General features: G+C 66.3%; 24 protein-coding genes and 1 tRNA gene. 15 read left to right on the forward strand and 10 right to left on the reverse strand.

Features of this window, described 5'->3' with window-relative positions:
• Positions 1-201: 201 nt before the first annotated feature.
• The gene (locus tag BA899_RS08965; RefSeq protein ID WP_159300381.1) at positions 202-867 is read left to right on the forward strand and encodes a peptidoglycan DD-metalloendopeptidase family protein; all 666 of its coding nucleotides are present in this window, start codon (positions 202-204) and stop codon (positions 865-867) included.
• On the opposite strand, the gene BA899_RS08970 is transcribed toward BA899_RS08965, so the two are convergent.
• Positions 855-1,235: an Mth938-like domain-containing protein gene (locus tag BA899_RS08970; protein ID WP_110882793.1), complete on the reverse strand. Its 381-nt coding sequence runs from the start codon at positions 1,233-1,235 to the stop codon at positions 855-857. The two genes, BA899_RS08965 and BA899_RS08970, sit on opposite strands and share 13 nt — an antisense overlap.
• 148 nt (positions 1,236-1,383) lie before the next feature.
• Here BA899_RS08970 and alaC point away from each other — a divergent pair, with 148 nt between their 5' ends.
• The 5 genes from alaC to recJ are packed head-to-tail and all read left to right on the forward strand — an operon-like array spanning position 1,384 to position 7,802.
• Positions 1,384-2,574 (forward strand): alanine transaminase, encoded by a 1,191-nt coding sequence (gene alaC, locus BA899_RS08975; RefSeq protein ID WP_110882795.1) that lies wholly within the window; start codon positions 1,384-1,386, stop codon positions 2,572-2,574.
• Between the two features lie 19 nt (positions 2,575-2,593).
• Positions 2,594-3,904 carry a homoserine dehydrogenase gene (locus tag BA899_RS08980; RefSeq protein ID WP_144348294.1) on the forward strand — a complete coding sequence of 437 codons (1,311 nt, stop codon included), beginning with the start codon at positions 2,594-2,596 and terminating at the stop codon, positions 3,902-3,904.
• Positions 3,904-5,040, forward strand: coding sequence for a threonine synthase (gene thrC, locus BA899_RS08985; protein WP_144348448.1), 1,137 nt, complete (start codon positions 3,904-3,906; stop codon positions 5,038-5,040). Before BA899_RS08980 ends, thrC begins: the two co-directional genes overlap by 1 nt.
• A 54-nt stretch (positions 5,041-5,094) precedes the next feature.
• Positions 5,095-6,060, forward strand: a complete 966-nt coding sequence (locus BA899_RS08990) for a hypothetical protein (RefSeq protein ID WP_159300382.1) — start codon at positions 5,095-5,097, stop codon at positions 6,058-6,060.
• On the forward strand, positions 6,042-7,802 hold the full coding sequence (recJ, locus tag BA899_RS08995) for a single-stranded-DNA-specific exonuclease RecJ (protein WP_159300383.1): 1,761 nt from the start codon (positions 6,042-6,044) through the stop codon (positions 7,800-7,802). The genes BA899_RS08990 and recJ overlap by 19 nt, the downstream gene beginning before the upstream one ends.
• A gap of 6 nt (positions 7,803-7,808) precedes the next feature.
• On the opposite strand, the gene BA899_RS09000 is transcribed toward recJ, so the two are convergent.
• A complete protein-coding gene (locus tag BA899_RS09000) occupies positions 7,809-9,878 on the reverse strand; it encodes a carboxy terminal-processing peptidase (RefSeq protein WP_159300384.1) in 2,070 nt (689 codons plus the stop codon).
• Between the two features lie 107 nt (positions 9,879-9,985).
• Between BA899_RS09000 and BA899_RS09005 the strand changes: the two genes are divergently transcribed.
• On the forward strand, positions 9,986-10,837 hold the full coding sequence (locus BA899_RS09005; RefSeq protein WP_144348290.1) for an alpha/beta hydrolase: 852 nt from the start codon (positions 9,986-9,988) through the stop codon (positions 10,835-10,837).
• Between the two features lie 4 nt (positions 10,838-10,841).
• On the opposite strand, the gene BA899_RS09010 is transcribed toward BA899_RS09005, so the two are convergent.
• On the reverse strand, positions 10,842-11,324 hold the full coding sequence (locus BA899_RS09010) for a DUF6231 family protein (RefSeq protein WP_144348289.1): 483 nt from the start codon (positions 11,322-11,324) through the stop codon (positions 10,842-10,844).
• Positions 11,321-12,088 (reverse strand): ParA family protein, encoded by a 768-nt coding sequence (locus tag BA899_RS09015; protein ID WP_144348288.1) that lies wholly within the window; start codon positions 12,086-12,088, stop codon positions 11,321-11,323. The genes BA899_RS09010 and BA899_RS09015 overlap by 4 nt, the downstream gene beginning before the upstream one ends.
• Positions 12,089-12,174: 86 nt before the next feature.
• On the opposite strand from BA899_RS09015, the gene BA899_RS09020 reads away from it, so the two are divergent.
• Both BA899_RS09020 and BA899_RS09025 read left to right on the forward strand, forming a co-directional pair.
• Entirely contained in the window at positions 12,175-13,194 is a 1,020-nt protein-coding gene (locus BA899_RS09020; RefSeq protein ID WP_370456338.1) for a quinone-dependent dihydroorotate dehydrogenase, read from the forward strand.
• Between the two features lie 43 nt (positions 13,195-13,237).
• Positions 13,238-13,327, forward strand: a tRNA-Ser gene (locus BA899_RS09025).
• Positions 13,328-13,353: 26 nt separating this feature from the next.
• Here BA899_RS09025 and BA899_RS09030 read toward each other — a convergent pair.
• Positions 13,354-13,932, reverse strand: a complete 579-nt coding sequence (locus BA899_RS09030; protein ID WP_144347286.1) for a hypothetical protein — start codon at positions 13,930-13,932, stop codon at positions 13,354-13,356.
• Between the two features lie 93 nt (positions 13,933-14,025).
• On the opposite strand from BA899_RS09030, the gene BA899_RS09035 reads away from it, so the two are divergent.
• Positions 14,026-15,009 (forward strand): L,D-transpeptidase family protein, encoded by a 984-nt coding sequence (locus BA899_RS09035; RefSeq protein WP_235011877.1) that lies wholly within the window; start codon positions 14,026-14,028, stop codon positions 15,007-15,009.
• 46 nt (positions 15,010-15,055) lie between these two features.
• Here the strand turns inward: BA899_RS09035 and BA899_RS09040 are convergent, their stop codons facing one another.
• The 3 genes from BA899_RS09040 to BA899_RS09050 form a co-directional block, all read right to left on the reverse strand.
• Entirely contained in the window at positions 15,056-15,325 is a 270-nt protein-coding gene (locus tag BA899_RS09040; protein ID WP_157809086.1) for an Lpp/OprI family alanine-zipper lipoprotein, read from the reverse strand.
• A gap of 120 nt (positions 15,326-15,445) precedes the next feature.
• Positions 15,446-16,027, reverse strand: a complete 582-nt coding sequence (locus BA899_RS09045) for a murein L,D-transpeptidase family protein (protein ID WP_235013342.1) — start codon at positions 16,025-16,027, stop codon at positions 15,446-15,448.
• Positions 16,024-16,260, reverse strand: coding sequence for a glutaredoxin family protein (locus BA899_RS09050; protein ID WP_110882821.1), 237 nt, complete (start codon positions 16,258-16,260; stop codon positions 16,024-16,026). The genes BA899_RS09045 and BA899_RS09050 overlap by 4 nt, the downstream gene beginning before the upstream one ends.
• Positions 16,261-16,313: 53 nt before the next feature.
• Here BA899_RS09050 and dusA point away from each other — a divergent pair, with 53 nt between their 5' ends.
• Positions 16,314-17,321 (forward strand): tRNA dihydrouridine(20/20a) synthase DusA, encoded by a 1,008-nt coding sequence (gene dusA, locus BA899_RS09055; RefSeq protein WP_159300425.1) that lies wholly within the window; start codon positions 16,314-16,316, stop codon positions 17,319-17,321.
• On the opposite strand, the gene BA899_RS09060 is transcribed toward dusA, so the two are convergent.
• Complete coding sequence (locus BA899_RS09060) at positions 17,257-18,105, reverse strand: TatD family hydrolase (protein WP_200833087.1); 849 nt, start codon at positions 18,103-18,105, stop codon at positions 17,257-17,259. The two genes, dusA and BA899_RS09060, sit on opposite strands and share 65 nt — an antisense overlap.
• Between BA899_RS09060 and BA899_RS09065 the strand changes: the two genes are divergently transcribed.
• The 4 genes from BA899_RS09065 to fdxA are packed head-to-tail and all read left to right on the forward strand — an operon-like array spanning position 18,061 to position 21,350.
• Entirely contained in the window at positions 18,061-19,713 is a 1,653-nt protein-coding gene (locus BA899_RS09065) for a class I adenylate-forming enzyme family protein (RefSeq protein WP_235012770.1), read from the forward strand. The two genes, BA899_RS09060 and BA899_RS09065, sit on opposite strands and share 45 nt — an antisense overlap.
• Positions 19,710-20,531, forward strand: coding sequence for a bifunctional hydroxymethylpyrimidine kinase/phosphomethylpyrimidine kinase (thiD, locus tag BA899_RS09070; RefSeq protein WP_159300386.1), 822 nt, complete (start codon positions 19,710-19,712; stop codon positions 20,529-20,531). The genes BA899_RS09065 and thiD overlap by 4 nt, the downstream gene beginning before the upstream one ends.
• A 16-nt stretch (positions 20,532-20,547) precedes the next feature.
• On the forward strand, positions 20,548-21,030 hold the full coding sequence (locus BA899_RS09075; RefSeq protein WP_110882827.1) for an Rrf2 family transcriptional regulator: 483 nt from the start codon (positions 20,548-20,550) through the stop codon (positions 21,028-21,030).
• On the forward strand, positions 21,027-21,350 hold the full coding sequence (fdxA, locus tag BA899_RS09080) for a ferredoxin FdxA (RefSeq protein ID WP_144347295.1): 324 nt from the start codon (positions 21,027-21,029) through the stop codon (positions 21,348-21,350). The genes BA899_RS09075 and fdxA overlap by 4 nt, the downstream gene beginning before the upstream one ends.
• A gap of 14 nt (positions 21,351-21,364) precedes the next feature.
• Here the strand turns inward: fdxA and ispG are convergent, their stop codons facing one another.
• Positions 21,365-22,606, reverse strand: a complete 1,242-nt coding sequence (gene ispG, locus BA899_RS09085; protein WP_144347298.1) for a flavodoxin-dependent (E)-4-hydroxy-3-methylbut-2-enyl-diphosphate synthase — start codon at positions 22,604-22,606, stop codon at positions 21,365-21,367.
• Between the last annotated feature and the right edge of the window lie 18 nt (positions 22,607-22,624).

Genomic DNA, 22,624 nt, shown 5'->3' on the forward strand with positions numbered 1-22,624 from the left:
GGCCGTCCTGCTGGCGTGGCTGCTGGGCCGGGGGGCGGGGTGCTAGCGGGTGGCTGCGGTGCTGGGGTGGGGCGGTCCGCGCATGGAACCGTGGCTGCGTCGTTATATGGAGCGGATCGGGTGGTTCAGTGTGATCGTGCTGCTCGCCCTTGTCGTGTACCTGTCGCGGTAGGGCGGCCTCTGGCGGCATGCGCGGCGGCAATGCTCGTGCTGGGCGGCTGTTCCGAGTTTGACTATCCCGCCGACCGGGCCGTGCGCGAGTCGGCCATCCCCACTGGAAGGGCTGCCCCCACCGGGACGGCCGACACCTATACCGTGCGCGAGGGCGATACGCTCTATCAGATCGCCTTTGGCGCCGGGCTCGACTTTCGTGACATCGCGCAGTGGAACGACATTGAGCCCCCTTATGTGATCTATCCCGGTCAATCCCTGCGGCTGCGTCCGCCGCAGGGTCGGCAGTCTCAGACCGCGGCGACGCCGGCGCCGGTGCAGCGCCCGGATCCGTCGACCTGGCAATGGCCACTGGACGGCGAGATCGTGCGCGACTACAACCCCGGGTCACCCGGCAAGCGGGGCATCGGGATCGCGGCCGATCCGGGCAGCCCGGTGCTTGCCGCCGCCGCCGGCGAAGTGGTCTACAGTGGGGATGGACTGCCCGGCTACGGTAATCTGGTGATCATCCAACACAATGCGCGCTACCTGACCGCCTATGGCTACAATCGCGCCCTGCTGGTGGACGAGGGCGCCACGGTCGCCCAGGGGGAGACGATCGCCCGGGTGGGCGCCAGTGACGCGCGGCCCGGCGAATTGCATTTCGAGCTCAGGCAGCGGGGCGAGCCCGTGGATCCGGGTGACTATCTGCCCTGATCGATGATCAGCGCGGCCACCACCCGCCGGCCCTCGGACATTAGGACGTTGTAAGTCCGGCAGGCCGAGGCGGTGTCCATGACCTCCAGCCCCACGCCGGTCTCCATCACGCTCAGCATGAGCTCACGGCTGGGGAAGGTCTGGTGGACGCCGGTGCCCAGCAGGACCACTTCGGGGTCGAGTTCATGGACGGCGGCGAAGTCGCTCGTGCGGGCGGCCTCCACCGACGCCGGCCCCCACTCGGTGACCAGGGTATCGGGGGTCACCAGCAGGCTCCGGTTGTAGCGCACATCGTTGATGCGGATCTCGCCGTCGGCGTAGCCCTGGATGCGGTAGGTGCCCTCGGCACCGTCAAGACTCATCTTCATGGCGCAACAATAGCGACTGGGACGGGCCCCGGGCAACTGCCCCCGATTTGACAGGTCCGGGAGGCAATTTTAGCGTTCAGGGTTTATCATTGTGCCTTTCGGGAAATGATCCCGAGTTCGATCAAACGACCGCCCCGAGGGGACCGCCTTGAACGAAGAATTCCAGCGCATCAAGCGCCTGCCGCCGTATGTGTTCAACATCGTCAATGAACTCAAGGCAGCAGCCCGCGCCCGTGGCGAGGACATTGTCGACTTTGGCATGGGCAACCCCGATCAGCCCACGCCGCGGCATATCGTCGACAAGCTGGCGGAGGCGGCCCAGCGGCCGGACACCCATCGCTATTCGGTCTCCCGTGGGATCCCCCGGCTGCGCCGGGCCATCACCCGCTGGTACGAGGATCGCTATAACGTATCGCTCGACCCCGAGAGCGAGGCCATCGTGACCATCGGCTCCAAGGAGGGGCTGGCGCATCTGGCGCTGGCCACCCTCGGGCCGGGCGACGCGGTGCTGGTGCCGAACCCGGCTTATCCGATCCATCCCTACGGCGTGGTGATCGCGGGCGCCGACATCCGTCATGTGCCGCTGGTTGAGGACGGTGACTTTTTCACCGAGCTTGAGAAGGCCATCAAGGACACCTGGCCGAAGCCGAAGATGCTGATCCTCAACTTTCCCGCCAACCCCACGGCGCAGTGCGTCGATCTGGCGTTCTTTGAACGGGTGGTGGAGATCTGCCGCGAGCACCGGATCTGGATCGTCCACGATCTGGCCTATGCCGACCTGGTCTACGACGGCTATCAGGCGCCATCGATCCTGCAGGTGCCGGGGGCCCGCGAGGTGGCGGTGGAGTCGTTTTCGCTGTCGAAAAGCTACAACATGCCCGGCTGGCGGGTCGGATTCATGTGCGGAAGCGAGAAACTGATCGCTGCACTGGCGCGGATGAAGTCCTATCTCGACTACGGCATGTTCACGCCCATCCAGGTGGCCGCCATCCACGCGCTGGAAGGGCCGCAGGACTGCGTCACGGAAATCCGCGACACCTACCAGGGGCGTCGTGACGTGCTCTGCGATGGGCTGGAGGCCGCGGGCTGGCCCATCAAGCGCCCCCAGGCGACGATGTTCGCCTGGGCGCGCATCCCCGAGCCCTATCAGTCCATGGGCTCGCTGGAGTTCGCGAAAAAGCTGATCAGCGATGCCGGCGTGGCGGTTTCACCCGGGGTCGGGTTTGGTGAATACGGCGACACGCATGTGCGCTTCGGGCTGATCGAGAATCAACACAGAACACGCCAGGCGGTACGGGGCATCAAGCAGATGTTCCGACGCGATGGGCTTGGGCAGTAACAGGAAGGGAGAAACGAACTTGGATCCGGTAAAGGTCGGGGTACTCGGGCTGGGCACGGTGGGCGGCGGAACCGTCAACCTGCTGGAGCGCAATCGTGACGAGATCACGCGACGGGCGGGGCGCCCCGTGGATGTCGTCCGGGCCGCGGCGAGGCATCCCGATCGCCCGCGGACCTGCAGCACCGAGCATATCCAGCTCGACTATGATGCGCATGCCGTCGTCGACGATCCCGAAATCGAGATCATCGTCGAGTTGATCGGTGGCGAGACACTGTCCAAGTCGCTGATCCTCCGGGCCCTGGATAACGGCAAACATGTCGTCACCGCCAATAAGGCGCTGATCGCGCTGCATGGTAACGAGATCTTTGCCCGGGCCCGGGCCAATGGCGTGACGGTGGGTTTTGAGGCCGCCGTCGCGGGAGGGATCCCCATCATCAAGGCGGTCCGCGAGGGCCTGGTCGGCAACCGCATCGAGTGGCTCGCCGGGATCATCAACGGAACCGGCAACTTCATCCTCACCGAGATGTGCTACGCCGGCCGTGAATTCGGCGACGTCCTCGCCGAAGCCCAGCGCCTGGGGTATGCCGAGGCTGATCCCACGTTTGATGTCGACGGTATCGACGCCGCCCACAAGCTGACCATTCTGGCCTCGATCGCCTTTGGCATCCCGCTGCAGTTTGACAAGGTCTACACCGAGGGCATCGGCCAAGTCAGCACCGACGATGTCAACTACGCCGCCGAGCTGGGTTTTCGCATCAAGCACCTGGGCATCTGCCGCCGAGAGGGCGACGGCATTGCGCTGCGCGTGCACCCCACGCTGCTGCCCGAGCGCCAGCTGCTGGCCAATGTCGATGGGGTCATGAACGCGGTCATGGTCAATGCCGATCCGCTGGGGCCAACGCTCTACTACGGGGCCGGTGCCGGCGCCGAGCCGACGGCATCGGCGGTGGTGGCCGATCTGGTGGATGTGGTGCGCGAGTTCACGCTCGAGCCCGAAAACCGGGTGCCCTACCTCGCGTTCCAGGCCCACTCGCTGTCCGACGAGCCGGTGCTCGGCATGCAGTCCGTGGAAACGGCCTATTACCTGCGCGTTGAAGCCCAGGATCAGCCCGGCGTGCTGGCCGATCTGACCGGCATTCTCAGTAACGCCGGCATCAGCATTGAGGCGGTCATCCAGAAACAACCCGCCCCCGGGGCCGAGACCGTGCCGGTCATCCTGTTGACGCATCGGGTGCAGGAGTTCCGCATGGATGAAGCCTGCAGCCGTATTGAGGCGATGGAGGCCATTCACGGCAAGGTGACCCGCATTCGCGTGGAGGCGCTACTGTGATGCAAGGCAATCGCTATACCGGATTGATCGGTGCCTACGGGGATCGCCTGCCGCTGACACCGGGCGCCCGGCCGATCAGCCTGGGCGAGGGGAATACGCCGCTGATCCGGCTCGAAAACCTGCCGGTCGCGCGCGACCGCGACATCGAGCTCTACGTCAAGTATGAAGGGCTCAACCCCACGGCCTCGTTCAAGGACCGCGGCATGACCGTGGCGGTCACCCAGGCCGTGGCGGAGGGCAGTGAAGCGATCATCTGTGCCTCCACCGGCAACACCTCGGCGTCGGCGGCGGCCTATGCCGCGCGTGCCGGGATCAAGGCGTTCGTGCTCATTCCCGATGGCAAGATCGCCATGGGCAAGCTCGCCCAGGCCATCATGCACGGTGCCGAGGTGCTGCAGATCCGCGGCAATTTCGACGATGGCATGCGCATCGTCAAGGAAATGGCCGAACAGGCACCGGTGAGCCTGGTCAACTCGGTCAACCCCTACCGTCTGCAGGGGCAGAAGACCGCCGCGTTCGAGATCTGCGAGGCATTGGGTGCGGCCCCGGATTATCACTGTCTGCCGGTGGGCAACGCCGGCAACATTACTGCCTACTGGATGGGTTACAGCGAGATGGTGCTGAGCCCCGGGCAGGCAGGCACCCAGGCCTGCGGATTCTGTGGCGGCGACTGCCAGTTCCATCAGGGAGTCGGTGGCAAGCGCCCTGTCATGCTGGGCTATCAGGCGAGTGGCTCGGCGCCGTTTCTGCGCGGCGGACCGGTCAGCCACCCGGAGACCCTCGCCACGGCCATCCGCATCGGTGCGCCCCAGAGCTGGGATTATGCGCGCACCGCCTCACGCGAGTCGGGCGGCTGGTTTGACGAGTTCAGCGACGAGGCCATCCTTGATGCCCAGTGGCAGCTTGCCAGTCACGAGGGGATTTTCTGCGAGCCGGCCTCGGTGGTCTCGGTGGCGGGGGCGCTGCGCGACATCGACAACGGCCAGATCCCGGCCGGCAGTCGCGTGGTCTGTACCCTCACTGGCCACGGTCTGAAAGATCCGGATGTGGCCCAGCGCCATGCCGAGTCCGCCGTCAGCACGGTGGATGCCAGCGGGGCCGCCGTCCGCGAGGCCATCCTCGGTAAGATGGGTTAGGGCGTGTCAACGACGCCCAGGATCCGTTGTCTTGCGCCGGCCTTACTCGGCCCGGTGCCGGCGACGCTGGCCGACGCGACCGCCTCAGCGGGGCCGTTTCCCGCATTGGAGTATCTGCTGGGCAAGGCCCGGCGGCGTCGCGACGGGGCGGCGGACGGCGAAGCGCTGATTCGGGGGCTCGTCACGCCGTCGCCGGCGCCCGGGGCGTTGCTGGCCCGGGCGTTCGCGGCGCCGGCAGGGCGTCGGGGCTACCGGGCGGCGCCCGTTCATCTGCGCCCCGATCGAGATCGCCTGCTGCTCTTTGCCGGCGATGCGCTGCGCCTGAGCGATGACGAGTCGTCGTCGATCTGTACCGACTTCAACCGCCTGTTCGGCGTCGATGGACTGGCGCTTGAGAGTCGGGACGGTGAATGGCTGCTGACTGCCGAACAGCCCCCCGGGCCCGAGCTGCCGGCATTGCGGGCGGTCGCTGGGCAGTATCTTGATACCGTCATCCCGGACGACGCCGCCAGCCGACCGTGGCGGCAACTGCTCAACGAAGTGCAGATGTTCCTGTTCGATCATCCCGTCAATAGTGCCCGCGAGGCGCGGGGTGACCTGTCAGTCAATGGTCTGTGGTTCTGGGGCGGTGGCGCCGGCGATGCGGCCGCGGCGGATGCCGATATGGACTGGATCGTCACGGATGATCCGTTCGCCCGTGCGGTGGGGACGGCGCTGGGCCTCCCCGTCAGCCCCTGCGATGCGGTCACGCGTGCGGATCTCGCGGCCGCGGGGAATGTCGTCATTGTCTGGATCGATGCCGAGCGGGCGTTGCTGGGCGGGGATGTCGAGGGCTGGTTGGCGGCGTTGCAGCGTTTCGAGGCAGGCTGGGCGCCCTGCCTGCGGGATCTCGCCCTCAGCGACGGGCGCCGGGTCGCGCTTCGCACCGGGCGCAGCGGCGAGTTTGGCCTCGATCCGGGGGCGCGGCGCCGGTTCTGGCGCCGTCTACGACCACTCGGTGAATGGGTGGCACGCGAGTGACGCGGCCGCCGGGCGCGCAGATCCGCCACCGTCAGCCGGCGCCGGGTGTCGGAGCGCTACCGGATGACTGGTCCGCGCTGCTGCGAAGGCTCTATGCGGCCCGCGGTGTCACCACCGCCGAAGCGCTGGATTACCGCCTTGCGGCTCTGCCACCGCCAGCCGGCCTCGCCGGCCTCGAGCCGGCGGCGCAGGCCCTCGCCGAGGCCGTCGTCAGCAACGCCCGGGTGCTGGTCGTGGGCGATTTTGACGCCGATGGCGCGACCAGCACTGCAGTGGCGGTCAGCGCGTTACGGGCCATGGGCGCGGGTTCAGTCGACTATCTGGTGCCCAATCGGTTCGACTTTGGCTATGGCCTGTCGCCGGCGCTGGTCGAGGTGGCCCAGGAGTACACACCCGACCTGATACTGACGGTGGACAATGGCATCAGCGCCAATGACGGTGTCGAGGCCGCCAACGCCGCCGGCATCGAGGTGGTGGTCACGGATCATCACCTGCCCGGGTCCGCGCTGCCGCCCGCCCGGGCCATCGTCAATCCGCAGGTCGACTCGCCGGCGTTCGGCGCACCGCATCTGGCCGGCGTGGGGGTCTGTTTTTATGCGATGCTCGCCACGCGGGCGGCGCTCCGCGAGCGGGACTGGTTTGGCGATACACGCCCGGAGCCGGCCCTGGTGGATCAGCTCGACCGTGTGGCACTGGGGACCATTGCCGATGTGGTCCCCCTGGATCACGTCAATCGCCTGCTGGTGGATCAGGGCCTGCGGCGTATCCGCGGCGGTCGGGCCAACCCGGGCACGCTGGCGCTGCTGGAGGCCGCGGGCCGTGATCCGGCCATCACCACGGCCACCGATCTGGGTTTCGGCGCGGCACCGCGACTCAACGCCGCGGGCCGGCTGGACGACATGAGCATCGGCATCGAGACACTGCTGGCCGCGGATGCCGCCGCGGCGCAGCGTCACGCCGGCCGGCTCGAGCAGCTCAATCGCGAACGTCGGTCCCTCGAGCAGCAGATGCGGGACACGGCGGTCGCCGATATCGAAGCCGAGGCGGCCGCGGCGGAGGGCGACATGGCGCCGATCCTGTGCCTGTTCAACCCCGACTGGCACCAGGGCGTCGTCGGGATCGTGGCCTCGCGTCTGCTGGCCCGTTTTCGCCGACCGGTCATCGCCTTCGCCCCGGGAGACGCCGATACCCTGAAAGGCTCGGCGCGATCGGTGCCGGGTCTGCACATGCGTGACCTGCTCGATGCCGTGAACACCCGCAGCGACGGCCAGCTGGTGGACCGGTTTGGTGGCCATGCGATGGCGGCCGGGCTCACGCTGGCGCGTCGTCATTTCGAGCCGTTCAAGACACTCCTGATCGAGCAGGTGCGCCTGCGGTTGGGCGATGAGCCGGTGAGCGAAGTGATCTGGACCGACGGTGCGCTGCCGGCGGACGCCTATACTCTTGAAACCGCGGCAATGCTGCGCGATGCCGGCCCCTGGGGTGCCGAGTTCCCGGAGCCGCGGTTTAACGATGTCTTTCGGGTGCTCGATCAGCGTGTGGTGGGTGATTATCACCTGAAGCTGGCGCTGAGCCCCGAGGTCGTGCCGTCCGTGCGCATTGACGCCATTGCCTTCAATGCCGCACCGGATGTTGCCGTGGCCCCCGGCGATCGCGTTGAGGCGGTGTTCCGGCTGGAGGTCAATCGCTTTCGCGGCGTTGATCGCCCCCAGCTGGTGGTGGATCACCTGATTGCGAGCTGACCGCGGTCAGTTACCGGCAATCCGTGCCCCCTCATCGGCCCGCAATTCGGCCAGATCGGCGATGATCTCGGCGCTTTCATCGAGCAGTACGTCCGGCACGGCCTCCGGGTCAAGCTCAGAGAGATCGCCCAGCGGCTCCTGGCCGTAGGCCTTGCGCTGGGTGTTGATCGCCGTGAGGCGCGCTTCGGCCTGCCGGTCCATGGCAGCCTGTCGCTCCGCTTCATTGAGCGAGACCCGAGTTTCTTCGCGGGCGGTGCGCATCCGCTGCGCCTCGTCCGAGACGGCCCGTAAAGCGGGCGCTTCGCGCAGGCGACGTTCATGGCGCCGCTGCAGTTCACCGAGCATCCCGTTGAGTCGGTTCATGCGCCGGTAATCGGCGGTCTGGATGGTGTCCCAGGGCAGGGCATTGTCGGCCGCGCGCTCGCTCATGGCATCGTTGCCATGCGGGTAGGGCATTTCGAGATCCGGCGTGACACCCTGCATCTGCGTGCTGTTGCCGTTGATGCGGTAGAACTTGGCGATCGTCAGCTTCAGCCGACCACTGCGGGTGTCCTCATTCCCGACACCGAACCGGTCGAGATTGATGAGGGTCTGCACCGTGCCCTTGCCGAAGGTCTGATCCCCCATGATCACGCCGCGGCCGTAATCCTGCATGGCGGCGGCGAAAATCTCCGAAGCCGACGCGCTGCGACCATCCACCAGCACGCCGAGCGGGCCGTCGTAGGCCGCTGCATCGCCCGTTTCATCGTCAAGCACCCGACGTTCGCCATTGCGCCGATGCACCTGCACGATCGGACCGTCATCGATGAACAGCCCACTCAGGCGCACCGCCTCGTCCAGTGATCCCCCGGCGTTGCCGCGCAGATCGATGATCAGCCCGTCGATGCCCTCGAGCTGCTTGCTGTCGATGAGGTCGCGCACATCACGGGTCGTGCTGCGGTAGTCGTCATCCCCGGCGTTGGCCGCGGCGATGTCGGCATAGAAGGTCGGGATCTCGATAACGCCGATGCGGCGGGTGCCGGCGTCACGCTCAACGGTGCGCACCTCGGCCTGAGCCGCCTGTTCCTCGAGCTCAATGGTGCTCCGGGTCAGGGTGATCGTGTCCTGTGTGCTGCCGGCGGCCTCGGATGGCGGAAGGATCTGCAGATGGACCCGGGAATCCTTCGGCCCGCGGATCATGTCCACGACTTCGCCGAGGCGCAGGCCGACCACGTCCTCGATGTCGTCAGCGCTCTGACCCACACCGACGATGCGGTCGCCGGCGCTCAACTCACCGCTACGGGCGGCGGGTCCGCCGGGGATGAGCTCGACGATCTCGACAAAGTCCCCTTCGCTGCCGAGCAGCGCCCCGATGCCCTCGAGGGAGAGGCGCATGTTGATGTCAAAGTTCTCGGAGCGGCGTGGCGACATGTAGCTGCTGTGCGGGTCGTACTCACCGGCCCAGGCGCTCATGAAGGTCTGGAAGACGTCCTCGGCTTCGTACTGGTTCAGGGTGCGCGCCACCCGTTCGTACCGACCGCGCAGCGACTCTTTGATCGCGTCCATGTCGCGGCCACTGAGTTTCTGTTTGAGCGCGTCGTGGGTCACACGGCGTTTCCAGAGACGGTCGAGGCCCTGTTCCGAGGTCGCCCAGTCCGCTTCGGAGCGGTCGGTCTGGAAGGTGGCATCGCCCTCAAAGTCAAGCCCCTGATCGAGCAGCTGCAGTGCATAGTCGCTGCGCGCCTGGACACGTTCGCGGTAGCGCTCGAAGATCGCGTAGGCCGTTTCGAGGCGGCCGGTACTGACCTCGTCGTCGAGGCGGGTGCGGCGATCCGCAAAGGCGTCGATGTCCTCGCGGGTAAAGTAATAGCGCTGTGGGTCGAGGGCATCGAAGTACGCCTCGTAGGCAGCCCGGGACAGGTCATCACCGCTGGCGCGGTCGTTATAGTGGTAACGGGAAAGCAGCTGATTGACGACCTGGGCGGACTCCTGCTGGATCGCGCCCGGCTCGATTGGCTCAGCCGCCAGTAGTCCGGCGGGGGCGGCGGACAGGATCAGTCCGGCGAACAGGCCTGTCAGTCGATTGGCATATCTCAATGGTTCACCTTGATCGGGTCGATGACGATGATTATCTGACAGGTGAGCCTGCACGAAAATTCAACGGTTTCTGGTAGCGTATCGACTCCGTGACAAAGGGGGAACCGATGTACGCCGATTTTCGCTGGCCCAACTGGGCCCAGACCGCCGAACTGCAGCTCGAAGTCCTCAGCCAGCGGCCGCCCGCCGGCGTCGCTGCGCGGAGAACGCCCATCGTGTTCGCCCATGGCGCGTTCATGGGCGCCTGGTCCTGGCAGGCGCATTTCCTCGATTATTTTGCCCGTCACGGCTTTCATGCGGTCGCTCCGAGCTTTCGTGGACACGGCGGGAGTGAGGGATTCGAGCGCCTCGACAGCGCTGGTATCAATGATTACGTCAATGACCTCAGTACGGTGATTGATGGACTGGATGGCCCGCCACCCATCCTGGTCGGCCATTCCATGGGGGCCCTGGTGGCACAGCGGTACATGGAGCGTGCGCCGGTCGCGGCGGCCGTGCTGATGGCACCGGTCCCGCCCCACGGCCTGATGCCCTCGACGCTGCGCATGCTGGTGAGTGATCCGATGCTGTATCTGCAGTTCGGCATGATGCAGTTTTTCGGCCCTGACAGCATGGACACCGAGGTGGCCCAGCGCGCCGTGTTCTCCAAATCCGCCGCAGAGCAGGATCTGAGCGGCTATGCCGAGCGGGTACAGCGCGAGTCCCAGCGCGCCCTGTGGGACATGAACGTCCACGCCCGCGGTCGGCCGACGCTGTGTCGGGCGGACTGCCCGATGCATGTCATCGCCGGCGGGGAGGATGCACTGTTCAGTGAGTCTGAAACCCGCGCCGTGGCCCATGTCTGGAACGCCAGCTGGGAAACCGTCCCGGGCCTTGCCCACGCCTTGATGATCGAGCCGGGCTGGCAGCGGGCGGCGGATGCCGTCATCGGCTGGCTGGATCGTCAGGCGCTGGCTTAGGCGGTTACCAGCGGTACCGGTCCCACAGCTCCGGATTGGCCCAGTGTCGGGCATTGAGCCAGTCCGGCGTGACCTTGTAATCGGCCAGGCTGAACTCGTACCAGCGTCGCCGTTCGTCGCCCTCGCCGGTGGTGGCCCAGCGCCGGAACCCCAGACCGATCAGCTGCTGGCGGCCCATCAGCGTGGGTGACTGCCGTGGGCCGATGACGAGCACCTGCACGGCCTGCACGTCACGCAGTCGGCTGATCAGCTGGACGGCACTGGCCTCGTCGGCGAAGCCCGCCTCGGCATCGACCAGCGCCAGGTCCACCTGTGGCAGGTGATCCCGGCGCTCGTCCGCGTGGCGCGCGCTCAGGACAAGCATGTCGGTGCCGGTGGCGAGCGATGCCATTGCGTCATCGTCAGTGATCACCAGTGCGCCATTGGAGAAACCGCCGTCCAACGTTGAGCGGACCTGCTCGAGGGTGGCGTCGAGGGGAGCGTTCACTGCGCCTCCAGTTGGTCGTGGAGTTCGGCGAATGCCATCGTCAGCTTATGGCGTGGCGCCAGATCCGTCAGTGGGCGCCGGGCCTGATGGGATTCGCGCACCTTGACCGAGGCGGGCAGGAAGGGCTCGACCACTGGATAACCCTGCGCGCGTAGCTCGTCCACCAGTTCCCTCGGCAGTCGGGCCCGCGCCTGAAACTGGTTGATGATGATCGCCTCGATCGTCAGCTCGGGATTGTGGTCCATCCTCAGCTCATCCACCGTTGCCGAGAGTTCATCCAGGGCCTGCCGGGCAAACGCATCGCAGTCGAATGGCACCAGGCACCGGTCGGCGGCGATCAGCGCCGAGCGTGTATAGAAATTGAGTGCCGGCGGGGTGTCGATGTAGATGCGGTCGTAATCCGCCAATGCCGCCAGCGACTCCCGCAGCTTGTAGATCTTGTAGCGGGACTCCAGCCGACCCTGCAGGGTCTCGAGGCTGGGATGGGCGGCCACCACGGCCAGATTCTTGTAGGGAGTAGGGTGGGAAACGCTTTCAATATCGCGGGGATAGATTCGAAAGCTCAACGTATCTTCGAAATAACCGGCAATGGTGTCGTCCGCCTCCGCGGGCTGTTCGCCCAGTAGATAGTGCGTGGCATTGGCCTGGGTATCCAGATCGATCACCAGTGTCCGCAACCCGCGGCGAGCGGCCATGGCGGCGAGATTGCAGGTAATGGTCGATTTCCCGACCCCGCCTTTCTGGTTGAAGATCACCCGACGCATGCAAGCACTCCTGCTATGATTGACGCTCCGTTGTGCCAGTCTAGGCACCTCCATCACCCGGGTCGAGGGCCATTATGTTCAGTGCCGTGAGACGTCTGCTTTTCATGCTACCCCCCGAACGGGCGCATGACCTGACTTTTGGCTCACTGGATCAGCTGTTTCGTCTGGGTGGCGGGCGACTGTTTCCGGCGCGTGTCGAGGCGCCGCAGTCGCTGATGGGGCTTGAATTCGCCAATGCCGTCGGACTGTCCGCCGGGTTGGACAAAAACGGCGATCATATCCGCAGCCTTGCGGGGCTCGGATTCGGCTTCATTGAACTGGGCACGGTGACACCGGTGGCGCAGCCCGGCAATCCGGCGCCCCGGGTGTTCCGTCTCCCGGCCCACCAGGCACTGATCAACCGGCTGGGGTTCAATAACGAGGGATTGGCCGCGCTGATCCGCCACCTCGAGGATGCGGCCCCCGAGGTCGATGTGCCGATCGGGGTAAACATCGGCAAAAACCGGGACACGCCCCTCGAGCGCGCGACCGATGACTACCTGGCCTGTCTGGAAGCGGTGCATGGCCTCGCCGACTACGTGGTCGTCAACCTGTCGTCACCCAATACGCCCGGGCTGCGATCGCTTCAGGCCGGCGAAAACCTGACCGGACTGGTTCAGATATTGCGCGAGCGCGCCGATGCCCTGAACGCCACCACTGGCCGTCGGGTGCCTCTGGTGGTCAAGATTGCCCCGGATCTGGACGACGATGCCCTGCGCTGGCTGGTTGACGCGCTGCTCGCCGCGGGGGTTGATGGCCTGACTGCCACTAACACCACCGTTGACCACAGCGCCGTTGCCGGCGCCCGGCATGCGGCGGAAACCGGTGGTCTGAGTGGCAGCCCGCTGCGGCAGCGCGCCACCGAGGTCATTGCCACCGTGCGCGCGCATGCCGGCCCGGAGCTGCCGATCATCGGAGTGGGCGGGATCATGTCCGGTGAGGATGCGGTGGAGAAGATCCAGGCGGGTGCCAATCTTGTCCAGGTCTACACGGGGCTGATCTATAAGGGCCCCGCACTGATCCGGAACGCCGCCCGAGCAATCCGCGACGCGGAGCCAGGTGCTTAGGGGCTTGCCCTCGGTCGCTCGCCAATGGACAATCCGTGTTGTTGGAGAGGTGGCAGAGTGGTCGATTGCGGCGGACTTGAAATCCGCTGAGTCCTAACGGGCTCCGGGGGTTCGAATCCCTCCCTCTCCGCCAGACATAAAACAGGGGTCGTCGGGTAATCAGAAGCGGTATTCGAGTCCCGCCGATACGCTCGGGGTGTAGCGAAGGCTCTCGAACATGCTGCCCAGTCCGGTCTGATCGGAAAGATTCCGGGGCGTGTCGCCCTCCACCGTGTCGGTGCCGCGGACACTTTCAAAGGCAAGCCCCATGTCCAGCGATAATCCGAAACGCTCGTCGTCGGTGAAGTTGCTGTCCCAGCCAACCCCCAGATAAGTCTGGATGTTTTCCCGCTCGATCGCGGAGAACTGCCAGCTATCCTTTGCCGGGTCCTGGTCGCCGTAGCGAGCGCCACCGCGCATGCGCAGGCCCTCGTCGCTGAATGACCAGTCCACCAGTGCCGAGAAGGCGAACTCGTCGCTGAGGGCACCGAACCCGGATGAGGCGGGGCGCTCTGATGGCGTGCCGGAGTGGGTCACGCCAAACTGGATATCGAGTCGCTCATTGAGATGCGCAGTCAGCTCCTGACCGGCCGATGGCGCCAACTGCCAGTCGACGGGTTGCGCATAGGCTGGAGCCGCCATGGCAATGCATAGCGCCAATGCTCCGAATCCCCGCATTGTCATGGACTTGCCCGTCATGTCTCCATTATCACTCAATCGTCGGGCAAAGCGAACCCCTGTAGGCCTTCTTCCTACGGTAGACTGCCACTGAATTAACTGAGGATGACCGCAATGAGGCGTGTGCGCTCAATCGTCAAGGCAGGCTGCATGCTGGGATGCCTGGTGCTCTCCCCGGCGGTCACCGGCTTGACCTTCCCGCTGCCACCGGCCGGTACCGACGTCGTTGGACAGGTCCAGCGCATCGAAGCCGAAGCCGGCGATACGCTGCTGTCGCTTGGGCGGGAACACGGCATCGGGTATGAGGAGATGCGCCGTGCCAACCCCTCGGTGGATGTCTGGCTGCCCGGTGAGGGCACCGAGGTGGTCATCCCCAGTCGCTATATTCTTCCCCGCGGTGAGCGCGACGGGGTGGTGGTGAATGTCGCCGAGATGCGTCTCTACTACTATCCTGATGCCGAAGAGGCGGAGCAGGCGGTGGTGGAAACCTATCCCATCAGTGTCGGGCGGATGGACTGGAGCACACCGCTCGGCGAATCCCGGATCACCGAGAAAACCGAAGACCCGTACTGGTTTCCGCCGCAGTCGATTCTCACCGAGCGCCGGGAGCAGGGACGTCCTCTGCCGGATGCCGTGCCGCCAGGCCCGGATAATCCGCTGGGTCGGCACAAGATGCGCCTCGACATCCCCGGCGGCGCGTATCTCATCCATGGCACCAATGAGCCGCGCGGCATCGGCATGCGTGTGACCCATGGCTGCATTCGGATGTTTCCCGAGGACGTGGAATCGCTGTTCAATCGACTGCCGTCGGGTGCCTCGGTGCGCATCGTCAATCAACCGGTGAAAGCGGGCTGGGCGGCCGACGGATTGCTCATCGAGGCCCATCCGGTCCTGCCGGCGGAGGCCGAAAACGCCTACGACCCCATGAAACCCCCGCCGATGGAAAAGGCCGTGGAGGCGATTGCCCCGGTGCTCGATCGGCGGGCTGACCGCGTTGACCATCAGCGGCTGGCGCGTGCCATTGAAACGGCCGACGGAATGCCGGCACGGATTTCGCGCCGTGACGAAGTCGCTGGCTTTAATCTGAAGCGGCCATAAAAAACCCCGCATTAGCGGGGTTTGGTTCAGTCCGTTGCGAACGGGCTTACTTGTACATCGACTCCTCGAACATGCGATCGATCTTCTCGCTGTTCTCGTCGGCCTTGCGGTTGGCGTTGGCGGCGGAGGTCTCGGCACCCTCGGCGGTCATCATGGCCGTGCTGGCCTCATCCATCGCCGTGTCGGCGAGGCCGCGGACGTCGTCGATCTCGGCCTGCAGGTCGTCAATCGAGGTCTGCGACGCACAGCCCACCAGCAGGCCCATCGATGCGGCGGCGGCACTGAGTTTGAGCATGGTCTTCAGGGTCTGGCTCATTGGAAAACTCCTTCGTTTTTGTACAGTCATCATTCCGGTCGCGACATCACCAGCGATTTCGCGCCTCGAATGTCATCCGCATGATTGCGCGCCGTTCATCGACTTTCAACCCCCGGCGATTCACTCGATGATGACGGGGGTGCCGACGCGCACCCAATCCATGAGCGTTTCGATCTGCGCATTGGTCATGGCAACGCAGCCCTGGGTCCAATTGAATGCCTGGTGCACGCGGTGATCGCCGTTACCGATTCCGTGAAAACCGATGTGCCCCCCGAGCGGCCCGTCCTGGGGGAACCGCCCCATCCGCAGACCGGCATCCAGGGTGTCCCAATAGGCCTCATCGCTGATCCTGCCCCGGGCGCGGGCCCGGTCGAGATGGCGCAGTGTCGGATAGTTGATGCCGATGAAACGGTGGAAACGGCTTTCCCGGTTGAAGTGCGTGATGCGGTATTCGCCGCGGGGTGTCGTCCCATCGCCATTCAGATGCAGGTCGGATACCCCACCGCGGCCGAACGCGATCTCCTCGAGTCGCAGGATGGACTCGTCGCCGCGCCGGATCTCGGTGATCCCGTCGCGGGTATCCACGTGCACCCAGATCCCCGAATGGGGTGCGGACGAGGCACCGGCAGCACTGCACGTCACAAGACCGAAAACCAGCAACAGGGTCATGGCGCGCCGCCGTGGCCCGGGTAATGCGATCATGGGAGATACCGGTAGAGCGAGGCGGTATCGAAGGGCCACCGGAGCACACCCTCGCGGGCATCGCACGCCACCACCGGGATGGCCGTTGCGTAGGCGGCCTCGGCGGCGGGGTCGTCCATGATGTCGATGCACTCGATGCGCAGGCCACGGCGCCGGGCCACTGGATCGAGTAGCGCCAGGGCCTGGTCGCAGAGATGACAGCCAGAAGTCGTGTAAAATCGCACCAATGACATCGCGTATCCGCAATCCTGAAGTCAGTGTCGATCATAGCGCGTCGCGCCCGGCGATGCGCACTACGCCGGGTCGAGCGCTCAGCGTGGCGCCAATGATGGACTGGACTGACCCCGCCTGTCGCTACCTGCTGCGGTTGATCACGCGGCGGACGCTTCTTTACACCGAGATGGTCCCCGCCCAGGCCCTCTGGTACGGGCGTGCCGAGCGCTTTCTCAAGGGTCATCCGACTGAGGCGCCGGTCGCGCTGCAGCTCGGTGGCAGCGACCCTGCGCAGCTCGCTTACGGCGCGGCACTGGCCAGCGAGTGGGGCTATGACGAGGTCAACCTGAACGTCGGCTGCCCGAGCGACCGCGTCCAGTCAGGGCGCTTTGGCGCCTGTCTGATGCGCGAGCCGCAGTTGGTCGGTGAGCTGGTCGCCGCCATGCGCGAGGCCACGCAGCTACCCGTGACCGTCAAATCGCGGATCGGGGTCGATGACATGGATGACTACGCGGCCCTGCAGGGGTTCGTCGCCGCGATTGTCGCGGCGGGCTGTGATGGACTCACGGTGCATGCCCGAAAGGCCTGGCTGCAGGGCCTGTCGCCCAAACAGAACCGCGAAGTGCCGCCGCTGCGCTATGCCCGGGTGAGCGCGCTCAAAGACGATTTCCCGGCGCTGCCGATTGTGCTCAACGGCGGCATCCGTGACCTCGATACGGCGGTTTCGTGGCTGGACCGGCTGGATGGGGTCATGATCGGGCGCGAGGCCTACCACAATCCCTGGCTGCTGGCGGCGGCCGATGCCCGGGTTTTCGGCGAGGCGGGGACCCCACCGCCCGAACGCGAAGCGGTGGCGCGCGCCTACCGGGACTACGTCGCCCGACACGGGCGCGACGGGGTGCCGGTCACGCGCTTCACCCGTCACCTGTCGGGGCTGTTCCAGGGGCTGCCGGGGGCGCGGATCTGGCGACGGGCGCTGAGTGAGGGGGGCGCGGTGACGGGTGCCGGCCCCGAGGTCATCGATCAGGCGCTGGCGGCGCGGCATCGGGCGGTGGGTGAGACGCCGGTGTCGGCAGGCTGAAAAAGCGCCGGGCGTTCGCGCTGGTCCAGGCCGCGAGGCAGGCGGGCGACTCATCGCGAAGCGCGGCGACCGCGTCCACCACATGGGGCAGATAAGCCGGTTCATTGCGTCGTTTGACCGCCGGCTGGCGCACCGGCTTCGGCAGGAGGAAGGGCGCGTCGGTCTCGACCATCAGGCGATTGGCGGGGATCTCCGCCACCCCCTCGCGCAGGGCCGCGCCGCGTCGCTCGTCGCTGATCCAGCCGGTGATGCCGAAATGCAGATCCAGCGCGCAGCAGGCTTCGATCATGGCGACGTCACCGGTAAAGCAGTGCAGCACCGCGCCCGGCAGGGCGGAACGGTGGTCTCTCAGGATGGCGAGAAAGTCGGCCTCGGCATCGCGCTGGTGTAGAAACACCGGGCGCTGGTGATCCACCGCCAGGCGCAGCTGTGCTTCGAAGGCGGCGCGCTGGTCGGTGCGGGGTGAAAAGTCGCGGTTATAATCTAGCCCGGTCTCACCGACCGCGACCGTGGCCGGGGCATCCAGCAGCGTCGCCAGCGCCTGACTGCTGGCATGGGACCAGTCCCGGGCATGATGGGGGTGAACACCGGCGGTCGCGGCCATGAAGCCCGGGTGGCGGGCGGCCAGCGCCGTCGCGGCGCGGGACTCATCAAGGCTGACGCCGGTGAGGACCATGCCGTTCACGCCGGCGCCGATGGCGCGCTCGATCACTGCAGCGCGATCGGTATCAAAGCGGGCGTGGGTGAGGTTGACGCCAATATCAATCAGGTCACTGTACTGCATGGCCGCATTCTGCTGGAATTTCGGGTGATGATGAACATGGATGAAGGGATGGACCATCGGCCGATGAGCTGGGTCGGCGACTGGAGTGGACGCCGCCGCGCCCTGACGCCGGAACGGACTGCACTGATCGACCCCGGCAGTGGCCGTCGGTTGACCTATCAGCAGCTCGACGATCGCGCCCGTCTGTGGGCACGCTGGATGCGGGATGAAGCCGGGCTGGATGGCGGCGACACCGTCGTGCTGATCACCCGCAATCGGCTCGAAGCCGTAGAGCTGTTTCTGGCGGCGGGCAAGATCGGAGTGATCATTGCCCCGGTCAGTCATCGCCTGACCGCCGGCGAGGCCACCGCGCTGGTCGACCGGCTCGACCCGGCGTGGCTGGTGGTGGACGAGGCGCTGGCCGACTTCGCCGCTACGCTGGAAGGACGGGCCCAGCAGCGTCCCTGGCTGCGCTTTGGGGCCGCCAGCGGCCCAGCGGAGCAGGCCCTGGCCCGGCAGCGCTCCGAACCCGTCAATCGCCCCCTGGCACTGGCCGACCCCTGCCTGCGCGTGCACACCGGCGGCAGCACCGGGCTGCCGAAGATCTGCGAGGTCAGTCACCGGCAGATGGTCTGGAACGCCGTGGAACTGATGGTGGCTGCGGATGGCGCGCTGGCGCGGCGCCGCGAGCTGGTGCTGTTCCCGCTTTTCCATATTGGTGGCTGGAATACGGTTCTACCCATTCTCTATGCCGGCGGCTGCGTCGTGATGCCGGATGCCTTCGATCCGCCGGCGGTCCTGCGCGCCATCGACGAGCAGCGCATCAACCATTTCGGTGCCGTCGAGGCCATGCTCCAGGCACTCGCGGCCAGTCCCGGTTTTGCCGACCACCCGCTCACTTCGCTGGAGGCCATCACCACGGCGGGCGCCGCCTGTTCGGAATCCAGCATGACGCCGTTTCTCGAGCGTGGCATCACCGTGCGCCAGTCCTACGGCCTGACCGAGGCGGGGCCCTCCAATTTCGTCAATGCCGATGGCCGCGCCGACGAGATGACCGCCACTGACCGCGCCAGTATCGGGACCGCTTTCTTTCACACCGACTACCGCATCGTCGACCCCGAGCGTCTGACGCCGCTGGCGGTGGATACACCGGGCGAGCTGCAGTTACGCAGCCCCCACGATTTCGATGGCTACCTCGACGACCCGGCCGCCACGGCAGCGCGCTGGACCCCGGATGGCTGGATCCGCAGCGGCGATCTGGCCCGCGAGGATGCCGCGGGGCGTGTGTTCATCGTCGGTCGAATGGACAACGTCATCGTCAGTGGCGGCGAGAACATCGCGGCCGAGGAGGTCGAGAGCACTCTGCTGCAGCACCCCGCGGTCACCGCTGCGCTGGTGTTCGGCGTGCCCGATCCGCACTGGGGCGCACGGCCGGTGGCGTGGGTGACCGGTCCCGGTCGCGTGCCCACCGATGAAGTCGGTGAATGGCTGCACGGCCGGCTTGCCCGGTTCAAGCACCCGGCCCTCATCGAGGCCGTCGGTGAGCTGCCGCGGACTGGCGCCGGCAAACTCGATCGTCAGGCCGCTCGACACCAATACGACCAGCAGACCCCGGGAGCCCTTTCATGAATCCATCGCGCATCCTGATCATCGCCGGCTCGGACGCCGGTGGAGGGGCGGGCATCCAGGCCGATATCAAGACCGTCACTGCGTTGGGCGGTTATGCGATGACCGCCGTCACGGCACTGACGGCGCAGAACACCTGTGGCGTTCAGGGTGTGGTCGGTGTCGAGCCGGCCTTCATCCGCGAGCAGATCCGCTCGGTGGTATCGGATCTGGGGGTGGATTGTGTGAAAACCGGGATGCTCCACGATGACGCCGTCATTGATGCGGTGGCCGACGAGCTGCAGCGCGGCGCGGCGCATGTCCCATGGGTCGTCGATCCGGTGATGGTGGCGCAGAGCGGTGCGCGGCTGGTGGGCGAGGGGGCCATGGCCCGCCTGCGCAGCGTGATCATGCCGCAGGCGCGGCTCATCACCCCGAATCTGCCCGAGGCGGCGGCGTTGCTGGGCAGGCCCATCGACCACGTCGGCGAGATGGAAGATGCCGCGCGGGCGCTGCTGGCGTTTGGGCCCGAGGCCGTGCTGCTCAAAGGGGGGCATCTTGGCGGCGGGCAGCTGACCGATGTGCTGGCCACCGCCGATGGCTGCGAGCGCCTCGAGCATGCCCGCATCGACACCCGCAGCGACCACGGCACCGGTTGCACGCTGGCGTCGGCCATCGCCGAAGGCCTGGGTCGGGAACTCCCGCTGGCCCATGCCGTCCATCGAGGCAGGAATTACCTGCAGCGGGCCCTGGCCACTGCCACGCCGCTGGGAGCAGGGCATGGACCGGTCAACCACGCCCACACCGTGGCGGCCTTCGGGCTGACCCCAACAGGACGATAGCGGTTACCATGGCGCCATGATCAGACTCTCCGCAAAAAGCCGTTATGCCGTCAGCGCCCTGTTGCACCTGGCGGTGCACAACCAGGCGGGGGCGGTTCCGCTGGCTGAGATCTCGGTCTGCCAGGGCATTTCCATGTCCTACATTGACCAGATCTTCTGGAAACTGCGCCGGGCCGGTTTGGTTCGCGGGACACCCGGACCGGGGGGCGGTTATCGCCTGGGTCGGTCACCTGAGTCGATCGCCATGGGCGAGGTCATCACGCTGATGGACGGGCAGGGCGGCCCCCGACGGGCTACCTCCGCGCTCGATCAGCGTCTCTGGGCGGGGCTGGCCGAGCGCATCGAGACCTTCCTCAATGGCATCACCCTGGCGGACTTTGCGGCCCGCCCGGACGTCCGTGAGGCGCTGCTTGACCAGTATGCGGGTGGCAGCTGGCGCTGTGACGTCTGCGGTGCGCTCTCCACGCGCCAGCAGCCCATCGGGGGGTCGCAGGCATGACCTACGTGGTCACCGAATCCTGTGTGCGTTGCCGCTACACCGACTGTGTCGAGGTCTGCCCGGTGGATTGCTTTCATGGCGGGCCGACGATGCTGGTCATCGACCCGCAGGAATGTATCGACTGCGCGGTCTGTGTCGCGGAGTGCCCGGTGGATGCCATCTATCCGGATGATGAGGTACCCGCCGATCAGCAGGACTTCATCGCCCTCAATGCCCGCCTGGCCCAGCAGTGGCCGGTCATCAACCGTCGTGAGGAGGCGCCCGCCGACGCCGCAGACTGGGAGTCGGTGACCGACAAGCGCGACCAGATCGAGGAGTAGGCCGTCGGGCGGGCCTAGCGATCCTCCGTCGTCAGGCCGTAGCGCCGTTCGACGTAATCCTCGACGATCTTCTTGAACTCATCGGCGATGGCGTCGCCCTTGAGCGTGACCGTCTTCTCGCCATCGATATAGACGGGCGCCACCGGTTTTTCGCCGGTGCCCGGCAGGCTGATGCCGATGTCCGCCTGACGGCTTTCGCCGGGCCCGTTCACCACGCAGCCCATCACCGCCAGGCTCATCGACTCGACGCCCGGATAGCGATCGCGCCACTCGGGCATGCGATCGCGGACGTGGGTCTGGATTTCGTCGGCCAGTTCCTGGAAGTAAGTACTGGTGGTGCGGCCACAGCCCGGGCATGCCGCGACCAGCGGCGTGAAGCTGCGCAGCCCCATGGTCTGGAGGATCTCCTGAGCGACCACCACCTCCTGAGTCCGGTCGCCACCCGGCTCGGGGGTGAGCGAAATGCGGATCGTATCGCCAATGCCCTGCTGCAGGAGGACGGACAGCGCGGCGGTTGATGCGACGATGCCCTTGGAGCCCATTCCCGCTTCGGTGAGGCCCAGATGCAGCGGGTAGTCGCAGCGCGCGCCCAGGTCCTGGTAAACGCTGATCAGGTCCTGCACCCGACTCATCTTGCAGGAGATGATGATGGCGTCGTGGGGCAGGCCAATGGCCTCGGCCCGCTCGGCACTCTCCAGCGACGAGACCACGACTGCGTCGCGGGTGACCGTCTCCGGGGGCTTGGGCTCGGCGCGGCGGGCGTTTTCGTCCATCAGCCGCGAGAGCAGGTCCTGGTCGAGGCTGCCCCAGTTCACACCGATCCGCACCGGCCGATTCATGTCGCGCGCCAGCTCTATGATCTCTGTGAACTGCGGGTCGCGACGGCTGCCCTTGCCGACGTTGCCGGGGTTGATGCGCCACTTGCCCAGCGCTTCGCCGCAGGCGGGCACGGCGCGCAGCAGACGATGACCATTGAAGTGGAAATCGCCCACCAGGGGCACGTCGATGCCCATGTCGTCGAGTCGCTCGCGGATCCGCGGAACGGCGCGCGCGGCGTCCTCGTTGTTCACGGTGATGCGCACCAGCTCGGAGCCCGCGCGTGCCAGATCCGCCACCTGGATGGCCGTACGGATCTCGTCCACCGTGTCGGTATTGGTCATGGACTGCACCACCACCGGGGCATCGCCGCCGACCGTGACGTTGCCGACCTTGACCGGCACACTGTAGCGCCTGTGATATCCGGGTATCTCGTTCATACCGCCATCATAAAGGAA

Origin of the sequence: Spiribacter sp. SSL99, from assembly GCF_009805925.1 — a bacterium.
Taxonomy (GTDB): Bacteria; Pseudomonadota; Gammaproteobacteria; order Nitrococcales; family Nitrococcaceae; genus Spiribacter; species Spiribacter roseus.